Here is a 22,530-nt window from a genome sequence, read left to right on the forward strand (position 1 = left end):
ATGAAACGTTATAACATATCATTTATGAAATCAACGGGATGTTTGTTTTGGATTTGCGCGTCAGGGTGGAGAGAGTGTGTGCTGCTTGTTACTAAAGAGAAATAATTCGAACATCATTAAAAATAACGATCCCGGATTAATCGAAGTAGAGATCCGCCATCTATTGAACAATGGAGAATATAGAGCCGCTCAACAGCCCTATTCTCCCAACAATTAATTTCGATAGCGTTACAAGAAACAGAAATATTTTATACGGCCAACATAACTTCACATACAGTTAGGCCAAGCGGAGCTTCTGAACAATATGGCCAACCACCAGATCGGGGCAATCTGACAGATAAAAATGGTTACCTGCGTATTCATTCAATTGGAACTCACCATTGGTCCACTGCTGCCAACCCTGAGCTTCAACGGTACTCAACTCAGGATCATCCCGTCCTAGCATCGCGGTGATGGGGCAATCTAGAAGTTGGTCCGAGGACATATTGCTGGTTTCGATCAATCGATAATCCTGGCGTATAGCAGGAAGTAGTAGAGCCCTTAACTCAGGAATTTCCAATAATTCAGGAGAGGTGCCGCCAAGCTCAATGAGTTGTTGGCACAAAGATTCATCACTTAACTGGTGTATGTTTCCACTCTTTTGAAATTGTGGCGCTTCGCGCGCAGAGACAAATATGTGTTCAGGACCGTGCAATTTTTCGCGATACAAGGAGAGAGCCAATTCATGAGCAACTGTAGCTCCCATACTGTGCCCAAATACTGCCCAGGGTTTATCGATGACAGGTTTGATAGCCCTACTTAACAAAGCAATTAAAGTTTGCATATCTGCGGGCATAGCTTCATTACAGCGTTGCTCCCTACCCGGCAAACATACGAGAACCAATTCTATGGAATCTGGCAATAATTTCGCCCAGGGCCGGTAAAGTGATGCTGTACCACCAGCATGAGGCAAACACAAAAGTCGGATAGCCGCTTTAGGTTGAGGGCGAGGGATTTGTAGCCAAGCGCCGGACATAGATTTATCTCAATAAGAAATTTGAAGCCGTGAATACTAACTGTTAATTCTTAATTTAGAAATCTGAAGAAGATTCAAAAAATCACCCGCCTGCTCCACCCAAACATTTCAAGAGACCAGCATGGAAAATAATTTACTTAATGGTTACACGCCTCACCCAAAGGAACTAGAGGCTTTCTATCAGCAACAAGGAATTTGGGATAACCAACCTATTTGGGAGCTGATCACGCGTAATGCGAAAAACTTTCCCAATCGATGCGCAGTTCGGGACCTATCGGATCAATTAACTTACGCAGAATTGGTTAACGAGGCCGATAGTATTGCTGCAGGCCTGGTGGAACAAGGCTACAAAGCTGGGGAGCGGGCAATACTCCAGTGGAGCAATCAGGTAAGTTTTATCACTACTCTACTCGGTTTATTTCGAGCGGGACTGGTTCCTGTTTTAGCTTTACCTGCACATCGCCAAAATGAAATATGCCATTTTGCACAGGTCTCGGGCGCCAGTATCTATGTCGCTTCAGGAACGGAAAGTGATGAGAGTAGTCACAACATGATAGAACAAATTGCCTCGCAATCTCCGACCTTGCGAGGCATATACAGCTCAGATGAAAATGACACATTCCCTCCCCTGCCCAGAAGAGAGTGCCAAGGCTTCACCCCTGTTCCCGTAGACCCCAACGCCCCAGCTCTATTCCTCGTTTCCGGTGGCACTACAGGACTTCCGAAACTTATTCCACGCACCCACAATGACTATCGCTACAACATTACCTGCGCTACGGCTGCTTGTAATTTAGGAAAAGATGAAATCTATCTGGCAGTACTCCCCGCCGCCCATAATTTTCCACTGGGTTGCCCCGGCATTCTGGGCACGCTATCCATGGGTGGGCAGGTAATATTTACCAATGATGCAAGCCCGGACTACTGCTTCGAGCTGATAGAGCGTTACGGCGTAACCGCCACAGCCCTGGTCCCAGCACTGGCTCAAGTCTGGACTGCAGCGACAGAATGGGAAGATGCTGATTTAAGCTCTCTCCACTTACTTCAAGTTGGTGGCTCAAAGCTGAGTCCAACTGACGCCAATGCTGCGATAGATGCTTTTCCCGGTGCACTGCAGCAGGTATTCGGTATGGCCGAAGGGTTGATTTGTTACACCCATCGCGAAGATAACAATGAAACCATCACCAATACTCAAGGAAGACCTATGAGTTCCCTCGATACTCTAAAAGTGGTTGATGAGTACGGACAGGAAGTGAAAGCCGGAGAAGAAGGAGAGCTGCTTACTCGCGGCCCCTATACACTGAGAGGCTATTACCGTGCAGAAGAACATAACCGACGCGCTTTTACCCCAGATGGTTTCTATCGCAGCGGGGATCGTGTACGCATTCTGGACAATGGCAATATTGTAGTTACTGGACGACTCAAAGATGTTGTAAATCGGGGCGGGGAAACATTTGCATGTGACGAAATTGAAGAGCATCTACTCGCCCACCCCAGCATCCAACAAGCAGCTATCATCGCTTTGCCAGACCAAGAGATGGGAGAGCAAGTTGGAGCGACTATCGTATGTACGGATAAAGCGCCAAGCTTGCAAACGTTGCGCGACTTCTTAACCGAAAGGGGCCTGGCCAGCTTTAAGCTACCTGAGCAGCTTAAGGTGTTATCTCGTCTGCCGGCTACCGCAGTCGGGAAAGTTGATAAGAGGAAGCTCTTAGATCTTATCGATTAGTACTATTTGAGAGATTGAGCACCCATATTCATGAAAGTATGGCTTTAACCCATACTTTCATTTTAAATGAACAAGAAGTATAAATCAGAATATAAAGGATATACCAACTTGCAACACATTAAGGTTCCTTAAATCAAATTCTATATGGTCAAAGTCATTTATATAATACTCCCCCACCTTACCAACATTATGCAGCATGTATTCGGCACTTATACGGAAAGAGTTATTAAAGTTGTATCGCGCACCTAGACCTACATGGAAATAGCTTTTACTGAATTCATTTGACCCATAATAGTTACCACCAGCGTAAAATTCATCCATGGTATATGACCAGTCCAGCTGCGCAAAACTATAGCCCAACAACAAATACATGCAGGACCTGTCGCAATACCAAGATAAATCCAGAGTTCCTGTAATTGAAAATACATCCAAGCGATGTTTCTGATCGACCTGGTATCGCTCAACAACTGTAACTTCGTCATCAATATAATCGATATTTTCTACCGATATCGATCGCCCTAAATTTGTTCTGCCATAGCTAAAGCGAAGTTCAAACGGGTAGCCATTGAAGTCGATCCCGATATCGACGCTGCCCCAAGGCTCACTTCCTGAACTTGAGGTTTTGTAGTAACTATATTCGTAAAAATAATCGTAGTAGAAATATGGGTCATAAAATACCCCTACAGTACGATAATCCTGCTTAACCTCCAGCCTATTAACTCCACCATTCAGTGAAACATATGGACGAAACCCCCACGGGTTTTCTAGGCTACCATAGTCAGCAGCTATGGCTTCCATGGAAAAAATAAGTGTTCCAACAATGACAGCTGAGTGCAGGCGCATAGTAACCTCCTTGTCGCTTTACACAACTCAAACCCCACGCAATATCTAATACAACGATTTATCGATATGATTCATTGCCCTTTACGGCGTAACAAAACACTATTTGTCAACACTCTCATCTTAATATCGACAAATGACTTTCTTCTGCAATGAATAGCTATGGATTCAAAGCAAATCTATACTCCTATGAATTTAAAAGTAGCAGTAACTCCAAACTTCCAGGGCTCAATTTACTGCCAGGGTACCGAAAGGTCTTAACAATGTGACGAACGGGCATAAACCAACAATATAAAAGCGCAGCAATTAAATTAATACTCCCCGCCTAAACACTCTGAATTTCGATATAAACTACAATCAAAACTGACACTCTAATAGTACTGATACTTTTATATCGGACAACTCAAGGAGGAAGGCTGAAAATCGGAATACCCCGCGACCACTTATCTTTTCATGTCATTTGGCCAGCTATTTAGCACAGAGTTACACTCTATAATTAAGGTACAACTCAATAATTTCCTACACATTAAATCTTAGCAGGTGTTCTATACGCTTCAATTTCACCCTCAGACATGTCGCCAAATTGAGACAACAGATAAGCTCCTGTTTTAACACATAGAATTACCAATATAGGAAGGAGAGGGATTACAATTAAAACGGGAAAGGATTTTAGCGTATCCATATCGGCGTTAATAAATAAAAACACAATGGGTATCACCGTTAGCAACCCGCACCAAAAAACTCGATATGCCGGCATAACATTTGCCTCAGCATCAAGATTTTTTGTGACAACCCCGGTCAATGAATATGAAGTTGCATCCAAGGTTGTCACGCAAAACAATATCATTGACAGCAGAAAAATGGCTATCGCCAACTCAGGAAGCGGCAATTGATTTAAAATATCATGGGCGAGACGAAGAGGCTCTCCGTTGGAAAGCTCTTGCACTGCATTAACAGCTCCTTGATTCATAAGATCTACAGCATAAGTTCCCGCTATCCCAAAGATAAATGCGCTACTAAGCCCTCCCCCAAGGATCAAAGTTAAAATCACATCTCTCAGACGGTGCCCCTGAGAAATTTTTGTAACAAACACACCTACACCCGGCGAATAGGATATCCAGGTTGCCCAAAAGAAAATTGTCCAATACTGAGGGAAATGCGTACTCCCATATGGGTCTGTACTTAAGGACATACGGAAATATTCAGAAAACAATATCCCCAAACTATTCGTTACATTATTTGCAATAAGAGCACTTGGCCCAACAATAAACGTATATAAAAGCAGGAAAATTGCTATATAGATGGTCCACTCAGATATACGTGACATCCCCTTCTCAATGCCAATAAATGACGACAATGAAAAAAGGAGAGACAAACCTATGATAATGGCTATCCCTGTAGAAAGACTATCCGGAATACCCGTTAAGGCGCTGACATTATACGAAATCATTGGAATCGCAAGACCAAGGGTTAATGTCGTAGCCGAAAGCATGGTCACAATGAACAACAAATCTACACCTTTTTTCAACCACTCAGGCATACGATCGCCAAGCATGTTATTTAATACAGAGGACAACTTAAGGGTTCGATTCTTTTTAATATGAAAACTCACAGAAAAAGGGATCGCCACCATCAAATTGATAACCCATCCTGCCGACCCCCAGTGGAAAATATTGAAAGCCGTTGCGTACTCCATTTTAATCGATTCGGCAGAAATACCGAACTGGGGGTCCATATAGTAATGAATTACTTCAATATACACCCAATACATCGTCGAAGCCCCCATACCTGCACAGAGAGCCATAGAAAAAAGCTGAACAAGAGAATACTTTGCCTTCCCCTCTCCCAAACGAAGCTTGCCATATTTTGAAAATGCCAAAAACAAAAGGGCCAAGGTCCCTAAAAGAGTATACCAAAGAAATATTGTCCCTAAGTCAATTATAGTTAGAGCCAACATTTCTTTCATAAAGTCCTTGGTACCTTCAGGATAAATAACTGCAACAACACCAAGAAGTAAAACCAAAAAGAAACTAACCAATGTTAACTTCTTATCCATGATATATTTCTTGGCATCCGATTCCTGCATAGTCTAGATCACCCTACTCAAACACATATTGACAAAAACAGTTATCCTTTACCTTTTCCCAATCCATGGCTATTCCCAACCCATTTCCCTGAGGGGCATGGACATAACCCTCCTTATCGGTTCGAATAGACACCTTGCTCGCAAGCTCAAAAGCTTCATAAGGGAAAAACTGCTCAAAATAATTGCAATTTTTATGTGCAAGGGCAACGTGTAGGTTCGCAGCTTGTGTAAGCGTAAATCCCATACTTTGTATCTCTAACGTTTTACCAAACCCTTCCGCAATGGCAAAACATTTATTTAAAGGCGTAATACCTCCACAAACAGTGGCATCTAGGTGAACACTAGTCCAGGTATCCAAGTTCAACGCATTGGTTATCTCATGTAGTGTTAACAAGGAATTACTATCACTTAATATTCGTAAATCGAATTTATTAACAAGATCTTGATAAGTCCTACAATCAGAATCTGGAACTGGAGCTTCAAACCACTCCCAGTTGTTTTCACTCAACCACTTGGCCATGCCCATAGCTTCAGCAGGAGTATATAGAGAGGCTGTATCCAGCATGAAACGCACACACTTCCCTTCAAAACGTGCTTGAATTGCTGAAACTAATTCCATATCTCTCTCATATATACAAGAGCAATGAAATTTTATTGCTGTAAACCCCTCCGCTATACAATCTTCGATATATGTTTCGTATTCCTCCACAGTGTCAAACATAGGAGAGGATGCATAAGATTGTATTTTTGAGCGTGCCCCACCTAAAAGTTCATAAATCGGCATCTCAGCCTTTTTGCCTTTTATGTCCCATGCAGCAATATCAAAAGGCGATTTAGCAGGCAACCCGCCCCAAGTACACCGTTCCATTAACCAGTTATATAATTCCTCTGTCCTCAATGGGTTTTTACCCAAAATACCAGGTGCAATTGTGCGCATGGATTCAATAATACATCGATCAAAACCGTTCTCGGTATAACTCAATGTCGCACCAATACCTTCGATACCATTACTGGTTATAATGCGAATAACGTTGTTGGTGTATAACAACGGAGTTTGATTAGCAGTCCAACAAATTGGCGGCGCATTTTTATCGGCTATCGCATATAGCTCCACCCTGCTGATATGAAAACGATCCATATTCACATCCTTAAAAGCTATTAACTGGATCTCAAGGAGTCTAGTTCGCAATGCCCAGTTGTGCGTTGGTGGCACATACTTAGACTTACTACTAGGTAAAAACTACTCTTCGGATCGGGATACTATTTGTCAGCCAAACCTATAAGGAATAATTAAACACTCAATGTCCGCCGTAACTTCAATAGATCCTAATAACCAATGCAAACTTCGTACTCTCTTTTCCCACATCAGATTTACACAGTGATCTATAAACTAATACCCACTTGTAACTAAGTGGCAAAACTTGGCTGGCCATTAATTTTGTTTGCGCAAATCAGGTATATCATGATGCTCCCTCTCCACGGAAAGCGTATTCTTTCATTCGAAACCTGGGGCGCAGGTTCCTTTCATGGCACTTTACTAGCTTTTCTGGGCGCAGAAGTAGTCAATATTGAAGACCCCAAACAAGGTGGGAATCCACTTAGAAAAATGGGATCTATCTATCTTGATGAAGCTTGCGAAGACAATGAGACAAGTGAATCGACGCTCCACAACAAGAAGAGCTTGGCCCTGGATATCAGGGATCCCACTGGCAGGGAGGTATTCTTGAAGCTTGTGAATAACTCACATGCTGTTATCGACAACTTTAGAGGTTCTTTGCCCGAAGAGTTAGGCGTTACCTATGCTGACCTCAAAGTAGCGAACCCCAAAATAGTTTGTACCCATCTCTCAGGGTATGGCAGAGACAACAATAGAAAACACTGGCCAGGATATGATTTCCTTATGCAGGCAGAAACTGGTTGGATGTCAGTGACTGGAGAACCAGGATCTATCCCAACCAAAGTTGGCGTATCAGTAGTAGATCTCCTGGGGAGTGTCTATTCAGCCCTCTGTACAGTTTCAGGGTTACTGCGGACCGAAATCACAGGAAAAGGCGGTGATTTTGACACTAACTTATTCGATATAGCGCTAAATTGCCTCTGCTACCAAGGGTTATGGTTTCTCAACGAGGGGATAGTCCCAGGGAAGCAACCTCGCTCGGCCCACGCATCCCAAGCACCTTGCCAATTAGTAAAGACAGCAGATGGTTGGTTTTATGTGGCCTGCTTAACCCAGAAATTCTGGGAAATGCTTTGTCACGAACTAGGCTCCGATTTATTACAAACTGATGCCCGCTTTTTGACCAATGAAAGCAGGATGCAAAACAGAGAGCTGCTGACAGATGCTCTAGACCAGTACTTCCAGAAGAGAACAACAAAAGAATGGTGCGCTCAAATGGAGGGTAAAATCCCCTGTGCCCCGGTTTATGATATCGCCGAGGCGCTTAACAACCCCTATGTCCAAGATAACGACAAGACTGTATCAATTCCTTATACACGCAGTACAAGCCGTGACTCAATACAATTTATAAACGCCCCCTTCTCTATTCCCGACACTTCTCCAGTGCCTTTCCAGCAAGCACCACTTTACGGAGAGAACACTCGAGAGATCCTTGGTGACTTGGGTATCCCACAAGATGAAGTGGAGTCCCTGGCAAAAGCTGGCGTGATCTATTGCTGCTGAAATACATCGGTACTGATGAGGATAACTCCCAATTGGCCAGACCACTCTCTACCTAGGCGCCCTGTTACTACAATTTCCTCAGTTCCATCCGATACCTCACCACCCCAGGAAGACGGGATTGAACGGGAGCTACCTTAACGCTATGAACATCGGCCACCTGGATTGGAATGCCATTCTCGCCCACGCCCGCAGTCTTTCACCCTACGGTGGACCAGATATACCTGTTTCTGCCGTCTGTCTCGATGACATCCCCGTTTGTGGCCCCGTTGAACTGAAACATATCAGCCAAAATGCCGCTCAGGAACACGGAGCCATTATCATGTCTAGCGGCGGCACAACTGGAAAGCCGAAGCTGGCCTATACACCTTATCACCAGGCAATTCAAAGATTGCTGAAGGAATGGCGCCCGCTCAGCTCTCAAAGTGTTCTTCTTAATCTCTTTAATCCTGGGCGGCTATGGGGTGCACACTACTTTATTCAAACTCTGGCAGAGGCTTCCAAATGCACTATTGCACCTACAGGCCCCTTTATATCTGGTGAGGTGGAGAATTGGCTGGAACTTCTACGTAATATCGATGTGGACTCACTTGCTGGCGCACCCACAGGACTGGCAGATTTTGCCGAAGGTATACTAGATTCAGGTAGCCAACTCCCAATAAAGACAATTATCTGGATGGGGGAACCTTGGACCAAAGCAAAGTTGAAGGTCATACGTGAGGCTTTCCCTAATGCTGGGCTGTGGTGCGACTATGGATCGGTAGAAACCAATAGCATTGCTGTCAATTCCCCTGAGTGTGATTTGAACATATATCACCTTTTAGCGGACCAATTGATCGAAACTGACGATCAAGGCGCCCTGCTTACCCGTGTAGGTACAGGGTGGACGGTACCGATAGTGCGTTACCGATTAGGTGACCTAATCCAAAAAGCAACTTGTCCCTGTGGTCGTCCTAATGGCCTATCTATTCAGGGGAGAGCAGATGATAATGTCGATTTATGCAGCGCCCTTCTGGACCTCAATAAGATCATAGAGCTCACCTATGAATGTGAAGGCGTCGAAGAAGTTCAACTACTTCTCAGCGGCGGCCCCCAAACAAAAAAGTCTGCCGATTTAATAGTCGTTCAGTTCACAGGCACGGCAAGTGCCAACAGCATCTGTGAGCATATTTTGAACAACATTCACAACCTCGCCTCTGTTGTCAGACAGTACCCTCAGTCCTTCACAGTACAAAAAGCCGAGGGACTTAAGCGTATCGAACGCACCAACAAAGTTCCCCGGGTTATTTGGAGAATGAGCGATGGGAAATAGCGGTAGAACTCAAAGCATAACTCCACCTAGCGTATCCGACGGTCCTATGTGGGACCGTCTTATGGGAAACTATAATTTTGCCTGCCTGATGGTTTCTGCAAGGTTGGATATCACCGGGCTAATTGAATGCGGTTATGATTCCTGCGAAGCACTCAGTAAGGAATTGCAGCTCAGCAATAAAGGAATGGGCTTCTTTCTGCTGATTCTGAGTCATTTGGGGTATATCTGCTTCGACAAACAACAAGTGAAAAATACAGAGCTGGGGAAATGCTACCTCTCCAAGAATAGTCACTACTATTGGGGAGAAGTCTTACTCGATCCTTTTCAAATCTATGACATCAATCACCTGGATAAAAAGATACTCACCAGCTTACAAAGAGAATATGAGCTGGAATGTAAAGGTCGCTCTGTAACCGACATGTGGCAAAAAAATGAAATGGACAATGACTCGGCAGCAGCTTTTACTCATCTGATGCATTCGCAGGGGTTTGCCTCCGCAGTTGAGGCTGCTTCCTGCGGTATTTTTGAAAACGCTCAAACCCTACTCGATGCCGGTGGAGGCTCTGGAACCATTGCTCTCGCCTTCTGCGATACCTATCCTGAGCGCAATGCGCTGCTCTTCGACCTGCCGCCGGTTTGCGATATAGCAGCAATGTATATAAATAAGTTCAAGAAAGACCAGCAAATCCAGATAGTTAAAGGGGATTTCTTTAGAGACCCATGGCCTGAGGGGTTCGATGGCATTTGCTTTAGCAATGTGTTGCACGATTGGCAGCATGCTACATGCCAAATCTTAATCGACAGAGCCTTCGCACTTTTACCAAAAGGTGGGCAGGTATTTATCCACGATATGCTCTTCGATGATACTCGTTTAACGCCAAGCTTGTTCTGCTTTCATTTGTTTATGAACCACGGCTCCCAACTATACTCAGCCAAAGAGCTTTATCGGATGCTTGAGACAGCAGGATTTGTAAATCCTCAATCATACCAGGCACTCGGCTATTTCTCGGTATTATCGGCCAGAAAACCCTAGCCCTACCCTTATTATCCTATTTTACTTATATGCTATCTATCGCTACTTCCACGAGCACTTCGTTTTTTGATTACCATTTCGTCACCGACTGACTATTAGGGTATTAGATAGAAAGTGTTTAACCTTTAAATAATAGTAAATAGTTTTTGATTTAAGCATTATAAAACTATAACTTTGTGAGGTGCTTCTCGTTAATACATTTAAAGTAGCTAACAGGTTATATCTTTTCGATATCATTGCTTTCGCACTCTATTGCCCTTCAGGGGTTTATACTTGAAACATTTGAAGATTATTGAAGTTCCTGATATCCGACCTCACAAGGGAGATGTGTAGAAATAAACTTCATACGTTTAGAGACGCAAGTATTGCTGCATGCGATTACTTTTATCTCGGCAGTCGTAATAGAGAGCGCAATTAAATCTGTTTAAAAAATAACAAACTCAGGCGAACAGTAGGAATAATAATGAAAAAAAACTATTCATGGCCACTCTCGAAAGGGCTAAAGAAGATTTGTATCGCTCTATTTAGTTATATAACGTTGATGAGTACGCCTCTATTTGCAGAGACCGATCCTTATTCAATGTTGGTTCAATTCAACCTCTATTACGATTACGAGACAGAGCAAGGTACCAATGACCACGCAAAATATGCACTCGAGCTACAACGGCGCCTGACTTACTCAACACCAATTCGCTATACACAAGTCCTTGCAACACACAACAGTTATAACTCTGATGCCTATGGTGCTATCTGGGTAGGCTCTGAACAATCTGCCAGGGTTAAAGACCAAATTGATATTGGTGTTGAAATTATTGAGCTGGACCTGCATCAGTTCAGTGGTGAACAATATTTTTGTCATGGCTCATTCTATTGCAATTTCTGGCTTGATCCTCAACGCGTTCCTATCTCTACTGTATTGGGAGATTTGAGGGATTGGGCTTACAAGCAGGATCAATATGGCACTAACCGTACAGTAATCGTACATATCGAAAATGCGGTATCGTCCGGTGCCCAGGTAACTTTTAAAAATCATCTTATAGATCAGATAGGCCTGGAATACATTTACACTCCCCAAGACTATAGAGAGGACTTTCCCAATGGGGTTGAAGTCACGAGCTATAAACGAACCTCACTCCCCTCTCAAGAGTTATCACGGGAGACAGTCCGTAAACATGATGGTGTAAATGGAAAAAAGAGATTCGTATTTTTCTGGACAAAAAATGACAGCAATATTGGGGATGATAATGAGTCATTCGATGTAATATTCGATGGATGGGGTGGACTGGACAGACACTGGAAGAGTGGCGATGACGATTCCCTGGATAACTGGGATGACGGCATCAACACCGTAGAACACTATGATGTCAGTGCTACAGACAGCAGATTTCAAAATAAAGGACTATGGTCTTGGGGAGAGGGAGAACCCAATGATCATGGTAACGGAGAGGACTGCGCTGTTATCAGAAGCGACGGGCGCTTTAATGACCGCCAATGTGATCGTTCCTATTCATTTGCTTGTAAGAGACGGTTAAATGGCGAACTGCATGTAAACGACTTAAAAGATGATGGCGCTATCAATTACCCTGTTATGTGGTCACTGACTACGAGTAAGTCTACCTGGTCGAATGGAGAAAGTGAATGTCAGGCACTGGGTACTCAATGGCACTTCGATGTGCCTCGCAATATGATGGAAGCGCTCGCATTGAAAAGTAAGCTGGCAGCTGCCAGTGAGACAGCAGCCTGGATTGCTTATACTGACCAGGATAGTGAAGGTACAATTGAAGGTGACTTTATAATAACAACTGTAGATTACTAAAAAGATATTGTAGGGTTCTTTGTCTTAAGGTAATTAGAGATCTACTAACTTTCAACTTGATCTGACAGTTACCCGCTTCTTAGAAGAAGTCCTGTCAGATCAAGTTCAATCATGCCTATTTTTAATGTGAAAACATCTTATCTTTACGGCCCATCATCCTATAAAAATATTTAAAAGACCTCGTAATAAACAATCTGTGGTACAGGTAACGAGCTACCGATGACTCCTATTCTCAAGATTAACAGCAGCCCGCCAAATTTTAGCTATGAACTCTATAAGCGCTGTTCGGTCACCGGTACGCCCCTTTCCTTTATCAGCGGTGCAAACCTGAAATATGTTAAAGTTCGCCAAAACCACTCTAGCGGCCCCATACGAAATGCCTTAAGCCAAAGATCCGAATAGGCCAGCTGAAACAGACCCAGCAGCACACAGACCCCAAGTACTTCTATACGTGTCAGCTCACCATACAAACCCAATCCAAAGCCATAAAAAATATAGATGCAAATAAATGATTGAGCCAAGTAATTGGTAAATGCCATCCGCCCAACACTTTGGATCTTGCCTTTGATCCATAGGTGTTTACCTAATTTGAACCAAAGGCAGATCAAGCCAATATAACCGATACTGGTAAATGTGGACCCTACCAAATTAAAAATGGCACCATAGGTGAAGTAATCATCCATACTCCAGTCATGACTATAGTTCCAGATAAGCCCTATACCGGTCAATATCACCCCAATAGCCAACCCAGTAATAGCTAGTTTTTTGTAGGCAGACGAACTGGCTTGGCCACGTAGGATATCCAACTTAAACAGGCCCATTCCCAGCAACATCATAGCGGCAGCTTTTAAAATAATGGAGAGACTAAAGTAGGAAATAACGATTGCTGATTCCGGACTAGAAGCTAAATTACCAGCAACTAATCGACTCCCGACCAGATCCCAGAACCCTCCTCGATATATTTCTATATCTTGCTGGATCTGCGTTGTATCAGGGGCAAAAATGGCTGCCGTTGCATATCGAGCTTCTCCTGTTAGGGGTTCTATAAAAGCTCCTGTCAGATATGAGCTATATGCTGACAAGGCAAGAGTAATCACCCCCAATGCAATCAGCCAGCTTCCGCGCAACTTGCGTAACAAATAGACAAACATGGCTATAAAGGCATAGATCATCAGGATGTCGCCTTCCCAAATGAAGATGCCATGACAAAGGCCAATCAACAGTAGCCAGAAATTTCGACTGTAGTGAATTTTTGCAGCAGACTTATTCTGTTGCTCACGTTTCTCAGCTAAAAGTATGATGCCTGCGCCGAAAAGCATGGCAAAAAGCCCCATGAATTTTTGATCAGCAAACAAATGGAAAAAGCTAAAGAGAAAATCATTCAAAGGGCCATTCGGCAAATAGGCCTTTGGATTCAAATAAGCCGCCATAGGCATAGAAAAATTTATCATATTCATTAAAGGAAGCCCCAGCAAAGCGAATCCCCTTAACAAATCCAACTGTGATATTCGATCCTGCATATAAGCCCTTTTAAAACCAAAATATGATACGGATATAAAGAGGTAGAGATTACAGGAAAAGAGGACGAAATCGCGATATTTTTTCTGCTCGTAGGTACCAACTAGGGCCTTTCTAGGGAAGCTTTGATAAATGGACTTCTAGCCACCCCCATGGGATGAGAGAATGCATCTGAGAAAGAAACTTCTCGCGTGGAGCTCCATGACGCTTCAGATTATATGCGGCTTCGGCAAAGGCAGCTAGGGGCAAGATCTTGACGGATAGCGGAATACTACCAAGTTGGCTCGAAACTAATCAGAGGCTTCCTAACTAAGCTAAATATCAATTAACGTATTACTATCCAACATCGCCTTTGCCTGCTGAAATGCAGTTTCGGGTACATAAGGATGGGAGAAAATCCAAAACTGCCCACTCTCTATACCACTAGTAATTATATCAGCAGCATTTTCTGGCTTCATACCTTCAGAAACCACTTTGACAACATTGGCTTTAACTTTTTTCTCAACTTCAGACTCAGGGTGAATTACCGCTACACTTGCGGGTCTATTACGTGAAGAATCGAGAATATTAGTTTTCATAGCACCAGGACAAAATACAGAAGTTTTTATCGGCGAGTTAGCCAAACGAAGATCCCGTTCTAGACTTTGCATTAAACCTACTACACCGAATTTTGAAACATTGTAGGCCCCAAAGCACCCTATACCATATAGGCCAGATTCCGATGCTACAGACAATATGTGGCCCTCGTCATTCTGTTCGATATGAGGGAGAAATACATGAATACCGTTAATAGGCCCCCACAAATTCACCGATAAAATCCACTCCCACTCATCCATAGAGGTTTCTGCTATAGCCCCCAAAGGACCTATACCCGCCACATTACAGAGCAAGTGTACCTTATCAAAGTGCTTTAAAGCTCTATCAGCGATGTTTTGCACATCCCCAAGTTTAGATACATCTGCTTGTACGCAAATACACTCAGCACCTTCTAGTGCTATCAACTTGGCTGTTGATTCGAGATGACTTAGGGTATATCCGGCTAATACCAACTTCATTCCTTTTTCGGCCAAACGTATTGCTAAAGCCCGCCCTAGTCCACTTCCCGCTCCTATAACAACAGCAACTTTATCAGACAAATCCATAACTTTCCTTTTTACAATGTATTCAACGTGACTAGGAACTTTAGATTAAACAAATCCTTAAATAGTTGATATATAGCTATTCACAGAAATAAAAACTGAATAAATTGAACCTCTACCAATAATCTGAATAACTGCCAGGAATCTTATCCTTTAGCCCTTCAGTTAAAGTCTGTTTTGGCCATTTAAGCCACTTAAACTTTAATGAAGCTATAGATTAACAACCTAATGAACCGGGTATTGTATTTCTTTGGCAATCACCCACATTTTATAATCTGCAGGCATTTCAGATAAGTAATCGAGAGTTCGATAAATAAGATGTTTCTCCATTTCATCGACTCCAGAAGACTTGCTCCAGCCTTCTGCTGCTAACCGGTACATAAAGGTAACCAAAAGGAATTTCTGCTTGCTCGATAACCCATTTCCATGACCATTGATCATCATATGCATTGATACGAGGTCATAATCCAAGTCAAAAATTGACTCATCAACCTGGACGGATATCTGGGCCGAACGACCCGATACAGAATTCCCCCGCGCAATCACCTGCATTTCATCAAGAAAGAACGAGACATGAGCACTATTAGCGGCAGAGCTATTTTGATATCGGCCTCTTAGTGCCAAATCCCTTATCTGACGATTTGATATTTCACCCTTTAGCCAGAGTTCTGTCATCTGGGTAAACGGGTCGTAGTCCTCGCTCTGAACTATGTATTCATCTGCAAAGGGGGATAAGGAATAGAAAAGCGCGACAAGCCAAAAACAGATCCTTGTTACAGTCATTACAACTACCACTCGAAGTGAAGACCATGCCACGCGGTCGATTATGACGGGAAATCTATTAAATTAAGTATAATCAAGAATTATTGTAGGAACATTGATCGGGAGGACACTTGCACTCATTTACGGGCGAATCAACCGGGGGCTTAAATTCCACATTGATGGTAGCTTTTTTAGCCAGCCTTTTCTCTTGAAGCCTTTCCAAAGCCTCCTTCGTCATTGCGTTTATCTCTCCAGAGAGAAATTTATCGACAAACATTTCGGCTTCTTGATCCAGACTGTAATTACTACGGCCCATTCCCTCTCGTGAATTATATTTCGATAAGCTATAGGCCAGTAATATCTCTTGAGCTTCACTATCAAACTTTCTGAATAGATCTATGATCCAATTAGTTTCCAAGAGGTGTTCAAGAGCTTCAAGATTACCTTGAAGCTCTAAATAGATAGCGGCAAAGTCCTCACCGCCTTGAAGGATCCGGCCTATGTAACCAGCTTCCTCTTTGTGGAAATAATCCAATCTTGCCTGGATGTTTATTTCTTTGATGTCATTGGCGATAACATAGCGACCCAACTTTTCCACTTCAGCCACAGTCATACCAAGCTCATAAAGCTCCTCCTGATTCGTCTTTAACATATACCAAGAAGAGAGTACCCCTAGCAGTCTAAATGACGTCAGCCACGCTCGTTGCTTTCCTAAATCAATCTCGTACCACGCGGACTTTCTCTCAAGCCCATACTTACTGAGGTATGACAAGTCCTCCCCTCTATTAGCAGCTTCCCTAACAGCCCTCATTCGTTGCCAGGCAGCCCAGTTCCGCTCCCTACTCAGCACCCATTCACTGTTAATCTCTTCATTATGTTTATAGGTAGTCGCAAATAACTCCTCGAGAGATGTGCGTTTAGAATCTGCAAAAGAAGGTGCCGTCAATAAACAGATCAGAAGGAGGCAAACCGGAGGAGTTACTTTCATAGAGACACCTTGTGGTGCTGTTGTAGTGGCATTTATCGAAGGGAATCTACTAACTATCGTCAAGAAATCTCTGCCGAAGGGTTAACCTGTACCGTAATTACCCCTAATAGAAGAAAGAAAAACTTAGAAGTACCCCTTGGTCACATAGCGAAAGCAACCTTTGTCGTGCAACCGGCCTCTGGTGTATGATTTATCAGTAATGAAGAACTATTCGTCCACATTTCGCGCCAAGCTGATTGCCATGGCGGCCCTGCTCCTGCTGATGTTGCAGGTGCAGACTGTGCTCGCCTGCGAAATGATGGAGGACCCCAAGCCATCAGCGGAATGCTGCTGCGATGATATGGCCAAGGGGTCAGACTCAGATGATGACTGTTGTGGCTATGATGCCCAAGTCTCCCTGAAGACTTCGCTGGACGACCACCAAGTTGCCGTCACCGCCGCACACTTAAATCTGGAACTTCCCCAGTTGGCGCCACCGCCAACTTACCAGTGGCCCCAAATTCTCGCTCCGCCATTCGGTACGCCTGAATTATCTCCTACTGCGACAGAATCCCACCCCGGCAACCGAACCTGGCTTGCCACCTTGCGCCTGCGTATTTGATCACTCCCTTTCTCTCTGACTAGCGAAATATGCCCCAGCCCCAATTTGCTGGCGGCTTCAGAAAGATTGTTCTAGGAGTGAACCTTTTGATTTCCCAACAAGCTATAGCGGCCATTGGTAGCCTGCTCATTGCCCCGTTTATTGATAATGTGCTTTGCGCGCAGATGCCCCTTTCCTTCAATCAGGAGGGTGTCCTATGAGCCAGCAACGAACATTGAGCTTAATCGCCCTTATCCTGCTGTTAGCCGCTGCCGGCGCGGCCTTTTATTGGAAGAAAATTTCTACACAAGCCACAGCTCCAAATGCCGATTTTGTGCAAGCTGGCCCGTTCCAGATCGCCGTGTCTGTCGATCCGCTGCAACCCCAAGCGGGTAAAAACCAAATTCGAATTGAAGTTCGCAATGCTGACAATGAGCCGGTATCTGGAGCCGAAGTTCGCGCGGTAGCCGAGATGCCTGCCATGGGCGCCATGCCAGCTATGCGTGCCGTCGCCGATATCAGCGAATCCAGCCCCGGTATCTTCACCGGTGAAATTGAACTGGCCATGGTGGGCTCCTGGCCCATGGTGGTAGATGTAGCGACAGGCCACGATAAGCATGTCGATCTTGCCTTTGATATGAGCACCAATCGCAAAGGCCTGCGCCTAAAGTCTGCGCCTGAGGCCTCAGATACCGCCTATTACACCTGCTCGATGCACCCATCGGTGAGAGCTGCCGAAGCCGGTAGCTGCCCTATTTGCGGTATGAACCTGCAGCCTGTGAGCCACGATGAACTGCAAAGTGGCAGCATTGTGGTGGATAGCGGCCGACGCCAGGCCATTGGTATCAAAACCGGTATCGTCGAGCGACAGCCATTCGCTTTGCCCATTCACCTACACGGCCAGGTTACCTATGACGAAACCCGCTTGCGGGATATCAGCCTACGCTTCGACGGCTGGATTGGTGAGTTAGATGCAGATTTTGAAGGCAAGCAGGTTAAACGCGGCGAAGTACTGTTTTCTGTTTACAGCCCGGAGTTGCTCGCAGTCCAAGACGAGTATCTAAAAGCCCGCCGACGTGGCGACGCCCTGGAGAAAGCAGCACGAAGGCGTCTACTGTTGTGGGGTCTCTCTGAAGAGCAAATCGACTGGCTGGTTGAGCAACAAAAAGCGCAGGACTATATCCCGATTTTTGCACCCGCCAGTGGTGTGATTATTGAGAAGAATATTGTCGCGGGCTCTGCGTTTGAAAAGGGCGACAACCTGCTGCGCATAGCCGATCTCAGCCAAGTTTGGATTGAAGCCCACGCCTACGAAGATCAGTTGCCACTGATAGAAAAAGGCATGCCGGCCAAGGTGCGTTTAACCAACGTCTACCACGAGGAAATCCCAGCCACCCTCACCCAGATTGATCCCTTCCTTAATCACAATAACCGCAGTGCACGGCTGCGTGTGACCCTGCCCAATACCGATGGTGAACTGCGCCCGGGACTGTTTGCGGACATCATGTTGACTGCCGAACTGGGAAATCTCCTGGTGGTACCCAGGGATTCAGTATTGATCTCCGGCAAGAAACGCATTGTTTTCCGCGACTTGGGCCAGGGTCGTCTGGAGCCGGTGCAGGTACGCACCGGTTATGGCGACAGCGACAGGATTGTTATCCGTTCTGGCCTCCAGGCAGGAGATAAAATTGTCACCTCGGGTGTATTCCTGATCGCGGCGGAAAGCCGCCTGAAGTCGGGGGTACAGCAGTGGTAAATTCCGAACCCAAAGGGCTGATTGCCCGAATTATAGGGGCCTGCGCCGGTAAGCCGGGGATCACTTTGATTCTTGTAGCGATCGCAGCCCTGGCGGGATACCGGGCGCTAACCAGTGTCCCCCTGGATGCTATTCCGGACCTGTCCGACGCCCAGGTGATTGTGATGACAGACTGGCCGGGGCGCAGCCCTGACCTGGTCGAGGATCAAATCACCTACCCGCTTTCCACCGCAATGTTAGGGCTGCCCAAAGTCAAATATGTGCGGGGCCAGAGCTTTTTTGGTCTTAGCTTTGTCTACGCCATCTTTGAAGACGGCACTGATATTTACTGGGCCCGCTCACGGGTTCTGGAGTACCTCAACCAGGTAGCCGACCAGCTCCCAGAAGGTGTTCAGCCAAAGCTTGGCCCAGATGCCACTGGAGTGGGCTGGGTGTTCCAGTACGCGCTGGTTGATCGAAGCGGTAACAACGACCTGCAAGAACTGCGTGCGCTGCAGGATTTCAAGTTGCGCTATTGGCTCACTTCTGTCGAGGGCGTGGCCGAAGTGGCTTCCATTGGCGGCTACGAAAAGGAGTACCAGGTCCAAATCGACCCCCATCGTTTGCAGATGTTTAAGGTTCCGCTCGGCAAAGTGGTCGAGGCCATTCGCCGCAGTAACAACGACACCGGAGGACGAGTACTGGAGATCGCAGGCCACGAACATATGGTGCGTGGCCGGGGCTATATCCGCAGCGTTGACGATCTCGAAGAGGTGGTGATCGGGGTCAATGCGGCGAAGATTCCAGTGACTTTGGATCAGGTAGCGGATATTACCCTGGGGCCTGCAATGCAGCGCGGTATTGCCGAGCTGGATGGCGAGGGCCAGACCGTAGGTGGCATCGTAGTAATGCGCTACGGTGGAAATGCCCTCAAGGTTATTGAGAGAGTTAAAGAGCGTATCGAGCAAATCCGTGCAGGCTTACCGGAAGGCGTTGAGCTGGTAGTAACTTATGATCGCTCACAATTAATTAATAGCGCGATCGACAATCTCAAAAATACTCTGATTGAAGAGATGCTGGTGGTCGCCGCTGTGATCGCTATTTTCCTACTCCACGCCCGCTCAGCGTTGGTAGCTGTAATCACTCTGCCGATTGCAGTTTTACTGGCCTTTATTCCACTGTCCCTACAAGGGCTTACCGCCAACATTATGTCACTGGGAGGTATTGCCGTAGCCATCGGTGCCATGGTGGATGCGGCAGTGGTAATGGTGGATAACATCCACAAAAAGCTGACAATCAATGGCGATAAGGAATTGTCTCCGGGTGAGAAAAGAACGCTAATCGTTCGGGCAATGCAGGAAGTCGGACCGAGTATTTTCTTCTCCCTGATTATTATCACGGTTTCATTCCTGCCGGTATTCGCGCTCGAAGCTACCGAGGGCCGCCTATTCAAACCCCTCGCCTACACCAAAACCTACAGCATGGCTTTCGCCGCCCTATTGGCTATCACCTTGATTCCAGCGCTCGCGGTACTGCTAATGCGCGGCAAAATTCGCAACAGGGAAAACCCGATTTCCCGCGTTTTAGTCCATACACTACTGCCAGTGATCCACTTCTGCGTGCGGCAACGCAAAGTTGTAGCCACTCTCGCGATATTAGCTCTGGTTTCTGTGGCCTACCCCATTAGCAAGCTAGGTGGTGAATTTATGCCGCCGCTCAATGAGGGCAGCATCCTGTATATGCCTACCGCCCTACCCGGCATGTCGGTTACCGAAGCGGGCAAGGTGCTGCAACAAATGGACGAGGAACTGAAAGCTTTCCCAGAAGTAGAGCATGTCTTTGGCAAGATTGGCCGCTCCAATAGCGCCACCGATCCCGCACCGCTCTCAATGGTAGAAACCGTAATCACCCTGAAGCCTAAAAATGAGTGGCGCCCCGGCATGACTTGGGACGACCTGCTGGCGGAAATGGATGAAAAGCTGCGCTATCCCGGTATGCCCAATATCTGGTGGATGCCCATCCAAACCCGCACTGAGATGCTCGCCACCGGTATTCGCAGCCAGCTCGGCATCAAAGTGTTTGGAGATAACCTGGAGGAGATCGAACAGACCGCTTTGGCCATCGAAGAAGCACTGCGCAGTGACCAACGTACTTCGGAACAAACCCGAAGCGTCTTCGCCGAGCGTCTAACCGGCGGTTACTTCCTGGACTTTGATATCGATCGCGCACGGGCTTCCCGCCACGGCTTGAATGTACAAGATATCGAAGATGTGATCGCCGCAGCTGCTGGTGGCCTGGCCGCAACCCAGACCATCGAAGGCCGAGAACGTTACGATGTGTTAGTGCGCTATGCCCGCGACTACCGGGATACCCCTGAACAGCTTGAACAAATCCTGGTCCCCGCCTCTGATGGTTCCCAAGTGCCCCTAAACCAGCTGGCTGATCTGGACTTCCGTACTGGCCCGCCCATGATCCGCAATGAGGATGGGCAGTTGGTGGGCTTGGTATTTGTCGACTTGAAGGGCGATATCGGCGTTGCAGATTATGTTAATCGCGCAAAGCAGGTTGTTGCCGATCAGGTTAATCTGATTCCCGGGCAACGTATCGCCTGGGCCGGCCAATACCAATACCTGGAGCGCGCCAAGTCCCGCCTGCAATGGTTAGTGCCCCTGACCTTGTTGGCTGTGTGTTTCCTCCTGTATCTGCATCGAGGCAGGCTATCCGACACCCTGTTTGTACTCACCGCCATGCCAATGGCACTGATCGGCGCCTTCTGGCTGCTGTACCTGCTCGACTACAAACTGAGCGTTGCTGTATGGGTCGGCATGATTGCTATGGCTGGTCTCGCCGCTGAGATGGGATTATTGATGTTGCACTACTTATCTGCCGCTGGAAATAACTCGGAGCGTAGCAATACTGCGACTGTTGCCCAAGCGGCAGCTGGCCGCATACGTCCGATGCTAATGACCAGCCTGACACTGTTAATTTCATTGATACCAGTCATGGTTTCCGATGGCACCGGCGCAGATGTTATGAAACGGATCGCAGCACCAATGGTGGGCGGCACCATAACCACACTGCTGTTTGTATTGTTAGTGATGCCCGGGGTTTTCTATCAGTGGAAGGCCCGCGAAGGAAAGCAAAGCTGACGTTAGTAAATTGGGGCACCGGGTTTATGCTACCCAGTGCCTCAGTTCTCATTTCACAAGAAGATAATCTGGATAGAAGAGACTTTGACGGGAACAAGGTGATTCATAGGTTTCTTCAGGGTTAACTGTTAAAATTCCATACAGATTTTGTATC

At 45.9% G+C, this 22,530-nt stretch carries 16 protein-coding genes; 8 read left to right on the forward strand and 8 right to left on the reverse strand.

The window, feature by feature from the left end; all coding sequences use genetic code 11:
* Nucleotides 1–277 precede the first annotated feature (277 nt).
* Nucleotides 278–1,015: a thioesterase II family protein gene (locus ACJJI1_RS20055; RefSeq protein ID WP_444913889.1), complete on the reverse strand. Its 738-nt coding sequence runs from the start codon at nt 1,013–1,015 to the stop codon at nt 278–280.
* A 121-nt stretch (nt 1,016–1,136) separates the two neighbouring features.
* On the opposite strand from ACJJI1_RS20055, the gene ACJJI1_RS20060 reads away from it, so the two are divergent.
* Complete coding sequence (locus ACJJI1_RS20060; RefSeq protein ID WP_444957781.1) at nt 1,137–2,741, forward strand: (2,3-dihydroxybenzoyl)adenylate synthase; 1,605 nt, start codon at nt 1,137–1,139, stop codon at nt 2,739–2,741.
* Between the two features lie 84 nt (nt 2,742–2,825).
* On the opposite strand, the gene ACJJI1_RS20065 is transcribed toward ACJJI1_RS20060, so the two are convergent.
* The 3 genes from ACJJI1_RS20065 to ACJJI1_RS20075 form a co-directional block, all read right to left on the reverse strand.
* On the reverse strand, nt 2,826–3,584 hold the full coding sequence (locus tag ACJJI1_RS20065) for a putative outer membrane beta-barrel protein (RefSeq protein WP_444957782.1): 759 nt from the start codon (nt 3,582–3,584) through the stop codon (nt 2,826–2,828).
* Between the two features lie 523 nt (nt 3,585–4,107).
* Entirely contained in the window at nt 4,108–5,667 is a 1,560-nt protein-coding gene (locus ACJJI1_RS20070) for a BCCT family transporter (RefSeq protein ID WP_444957783.1), read from the reverse strand.
* A 13-nt stretch (nt 5,668–5,680) separates the two neighbouring features.
* Nucleotides 5,681–6,805, reverse strand: coding sequence for a mandelate racemase/muconate lactonizing enzyme family protein (locus tag ACJJI1_RS20075; protein WP_444957784.1), 1,125 nt, complete (start codon nt 6,803–6,805; stop codon nt 5,681–5,683).
* Between the two features lie 324 nt (nt 6,806–7,129).
* Between ACJJI1_RS20075 and ACJJI1_RS20080 the strand changes: the two genes are divergently transcribed.
* The 4 genes from ACJJI1_RS20080 (at nt 7,130) to ACJJI1_RS20095 (ending at nt 12,505) form a co-directional block, all read left to right on the forward strand.
* On the forward strand, nt 7,130–8,347 hold the full coding sequence (locus ACJJI1_RS20080) for a CaiB/BaiF CoA transferase family protein (RefSeq protein WP_444957785.1): 1,218 nt from the start codon (nt 7,130–7,132) through the stop codon (nt 8,345–8,347).
* Nucleotides 8,348–8,465: 118 nt separating this feature from the next.
* Nucleotides 8,466–9,656, forward strand: a complete 1,191-nt coding sequence (locus ACJJI1_RS20085; RefSeq protein WP_444957786.1) for an AMP-binding protein — start codon at nt 8,466–8,468, stop codon at nt 9,654–9,656.
* 61 nt (nt 9,657–9,717) lie between these two features.
* Nucleotides 9,718–10,689, forward strand: a complete 972-nt coding sequence (locus ACJJI1_RS20090) for a methyltransferase (RefSeq protein ID WP_413662071.1) — start codon at nt 9,718–9,720, stop codon at nt 10,687–10,689.
* A 463-nt stretch (nt 10,690–11,152) separates the two neighbouring features.
* Entirely contained in the window at nt 11,153–12,505 is a 1,353-nt protein-coding gene (locus ACJJI1_RS20095; RefSeq protein WP_444957787.1) for a lectin-like protein, read from the forward strand.
* A 272-nt stretch (nt 12,506–12,777) separates the two neighbouring features.
* Here ACJJI1_RS20095 and ACJJI1_RS20100 read toward each other — a convergent pair whose 3' ends face one another.
* From ACJJI1_RS20100 to ACJJI1_RS20115, 4 genes are all read right to left on the reverse strand, one after another.
* Nucleotides 12,778–14,025, reverse strand: coding sequence for a DUF418 domain-containing protein (locus tag ACJJI1_RS20100; protein WP_444957788.1), 1,248 nt, complete (start codon nt 14,023–14,025; stop codon nt 12,778–12,780).
* A gap of 312 nt (nt 14,026–14,337) precedes the next feature.
* On the reverse strand, nt 14,338–15,165 hold the full coding sequence (locus tag ACJJI1_RS20105; RefSeq protein ID WP_444957789.1) for an SDR family NAD(P)-dependent oxidoreductase: 828 nt from the start codon (nt 15,163–15,165) through the stop codon (nt 14,338–14,340).
* A 222-nt stretch (nt 15,166–15,387) separates the two neighbouring features.
* Nucleotides 15,388–15,945, reverse strand: coding sequence for a hypothetical protein (locus ACJJI1_RS20110; protein ID WP_282932883.1), 558 nt, complete (start codon nt 15,943–15,945; stop codon nt 15,388–15,390).
* 73 nt (nt 15,946–16,018) lie between these two features.
* A complete protein-coding gene (locus ACJJI1_RS20115; RefSeq protein WP_413662075.1) occupies nt 16,019–16,912 on the reverse strand; it encodes a hypothetical protein in 894 nt (297 codons plus the stop codon).
* Nucleotides 16,913–17,111: 199 nt separating this feature from the next.
* Here ACJJI1_RS20115 and ACJJI1_RS20120 point away from each other — a divergent pair, with 199 nt between their 5' ends.
* The 3 genes from ACJJI1_RS20120 (at nt 17,112) to ACJJI1_RS20130 (ending at nt 22,376) form a co-directional block, all read left to right on the forward strand.
* Nucleotides 17,112–17,513, forward strand: coding sequence for a hypothetical protein (locus ACJJI1_RS20120; RefSeq protein WP_413662076.1), 402 nt, complete (start codon nt 17,112–17,114; stop codon nt 17,511–17,513).
* Between the two features lie 196 nt (nt 17,514–17,709).
* The gene (locus ACJJI1_RS20125) at nt 17,710–19,248 is read left to right on the forward strand and encodes an efflux RND transporter periplasmic adaptor subunit (protein WP_413662077.1); all 1,539 of its coding nucleotides are present in this window, start codon (nt 17,710–17,712) and stop codon (nt 19,246–19,248) included.
* Entirely contained in the window at nt 19,242–22,376 is a 3,135-nt protein-coding gene (locus ACJJI1_RS20130) for an efflux RND transporter permease subunit (RefSeq protein ID WP_444957790.1), read from the forward strand. Before ACJJI1_RS20125 ends, ACJJI1_RS20130 begins: the two co-directional genes overlap by 7 nt.
* The last annotated feature ends 154 nt before the right edge of the window (nt 22,377–22,530 follow it).

This window comes from Microbulbifer maximicatervae (SeqCode), from assembly GCF_052467065.1.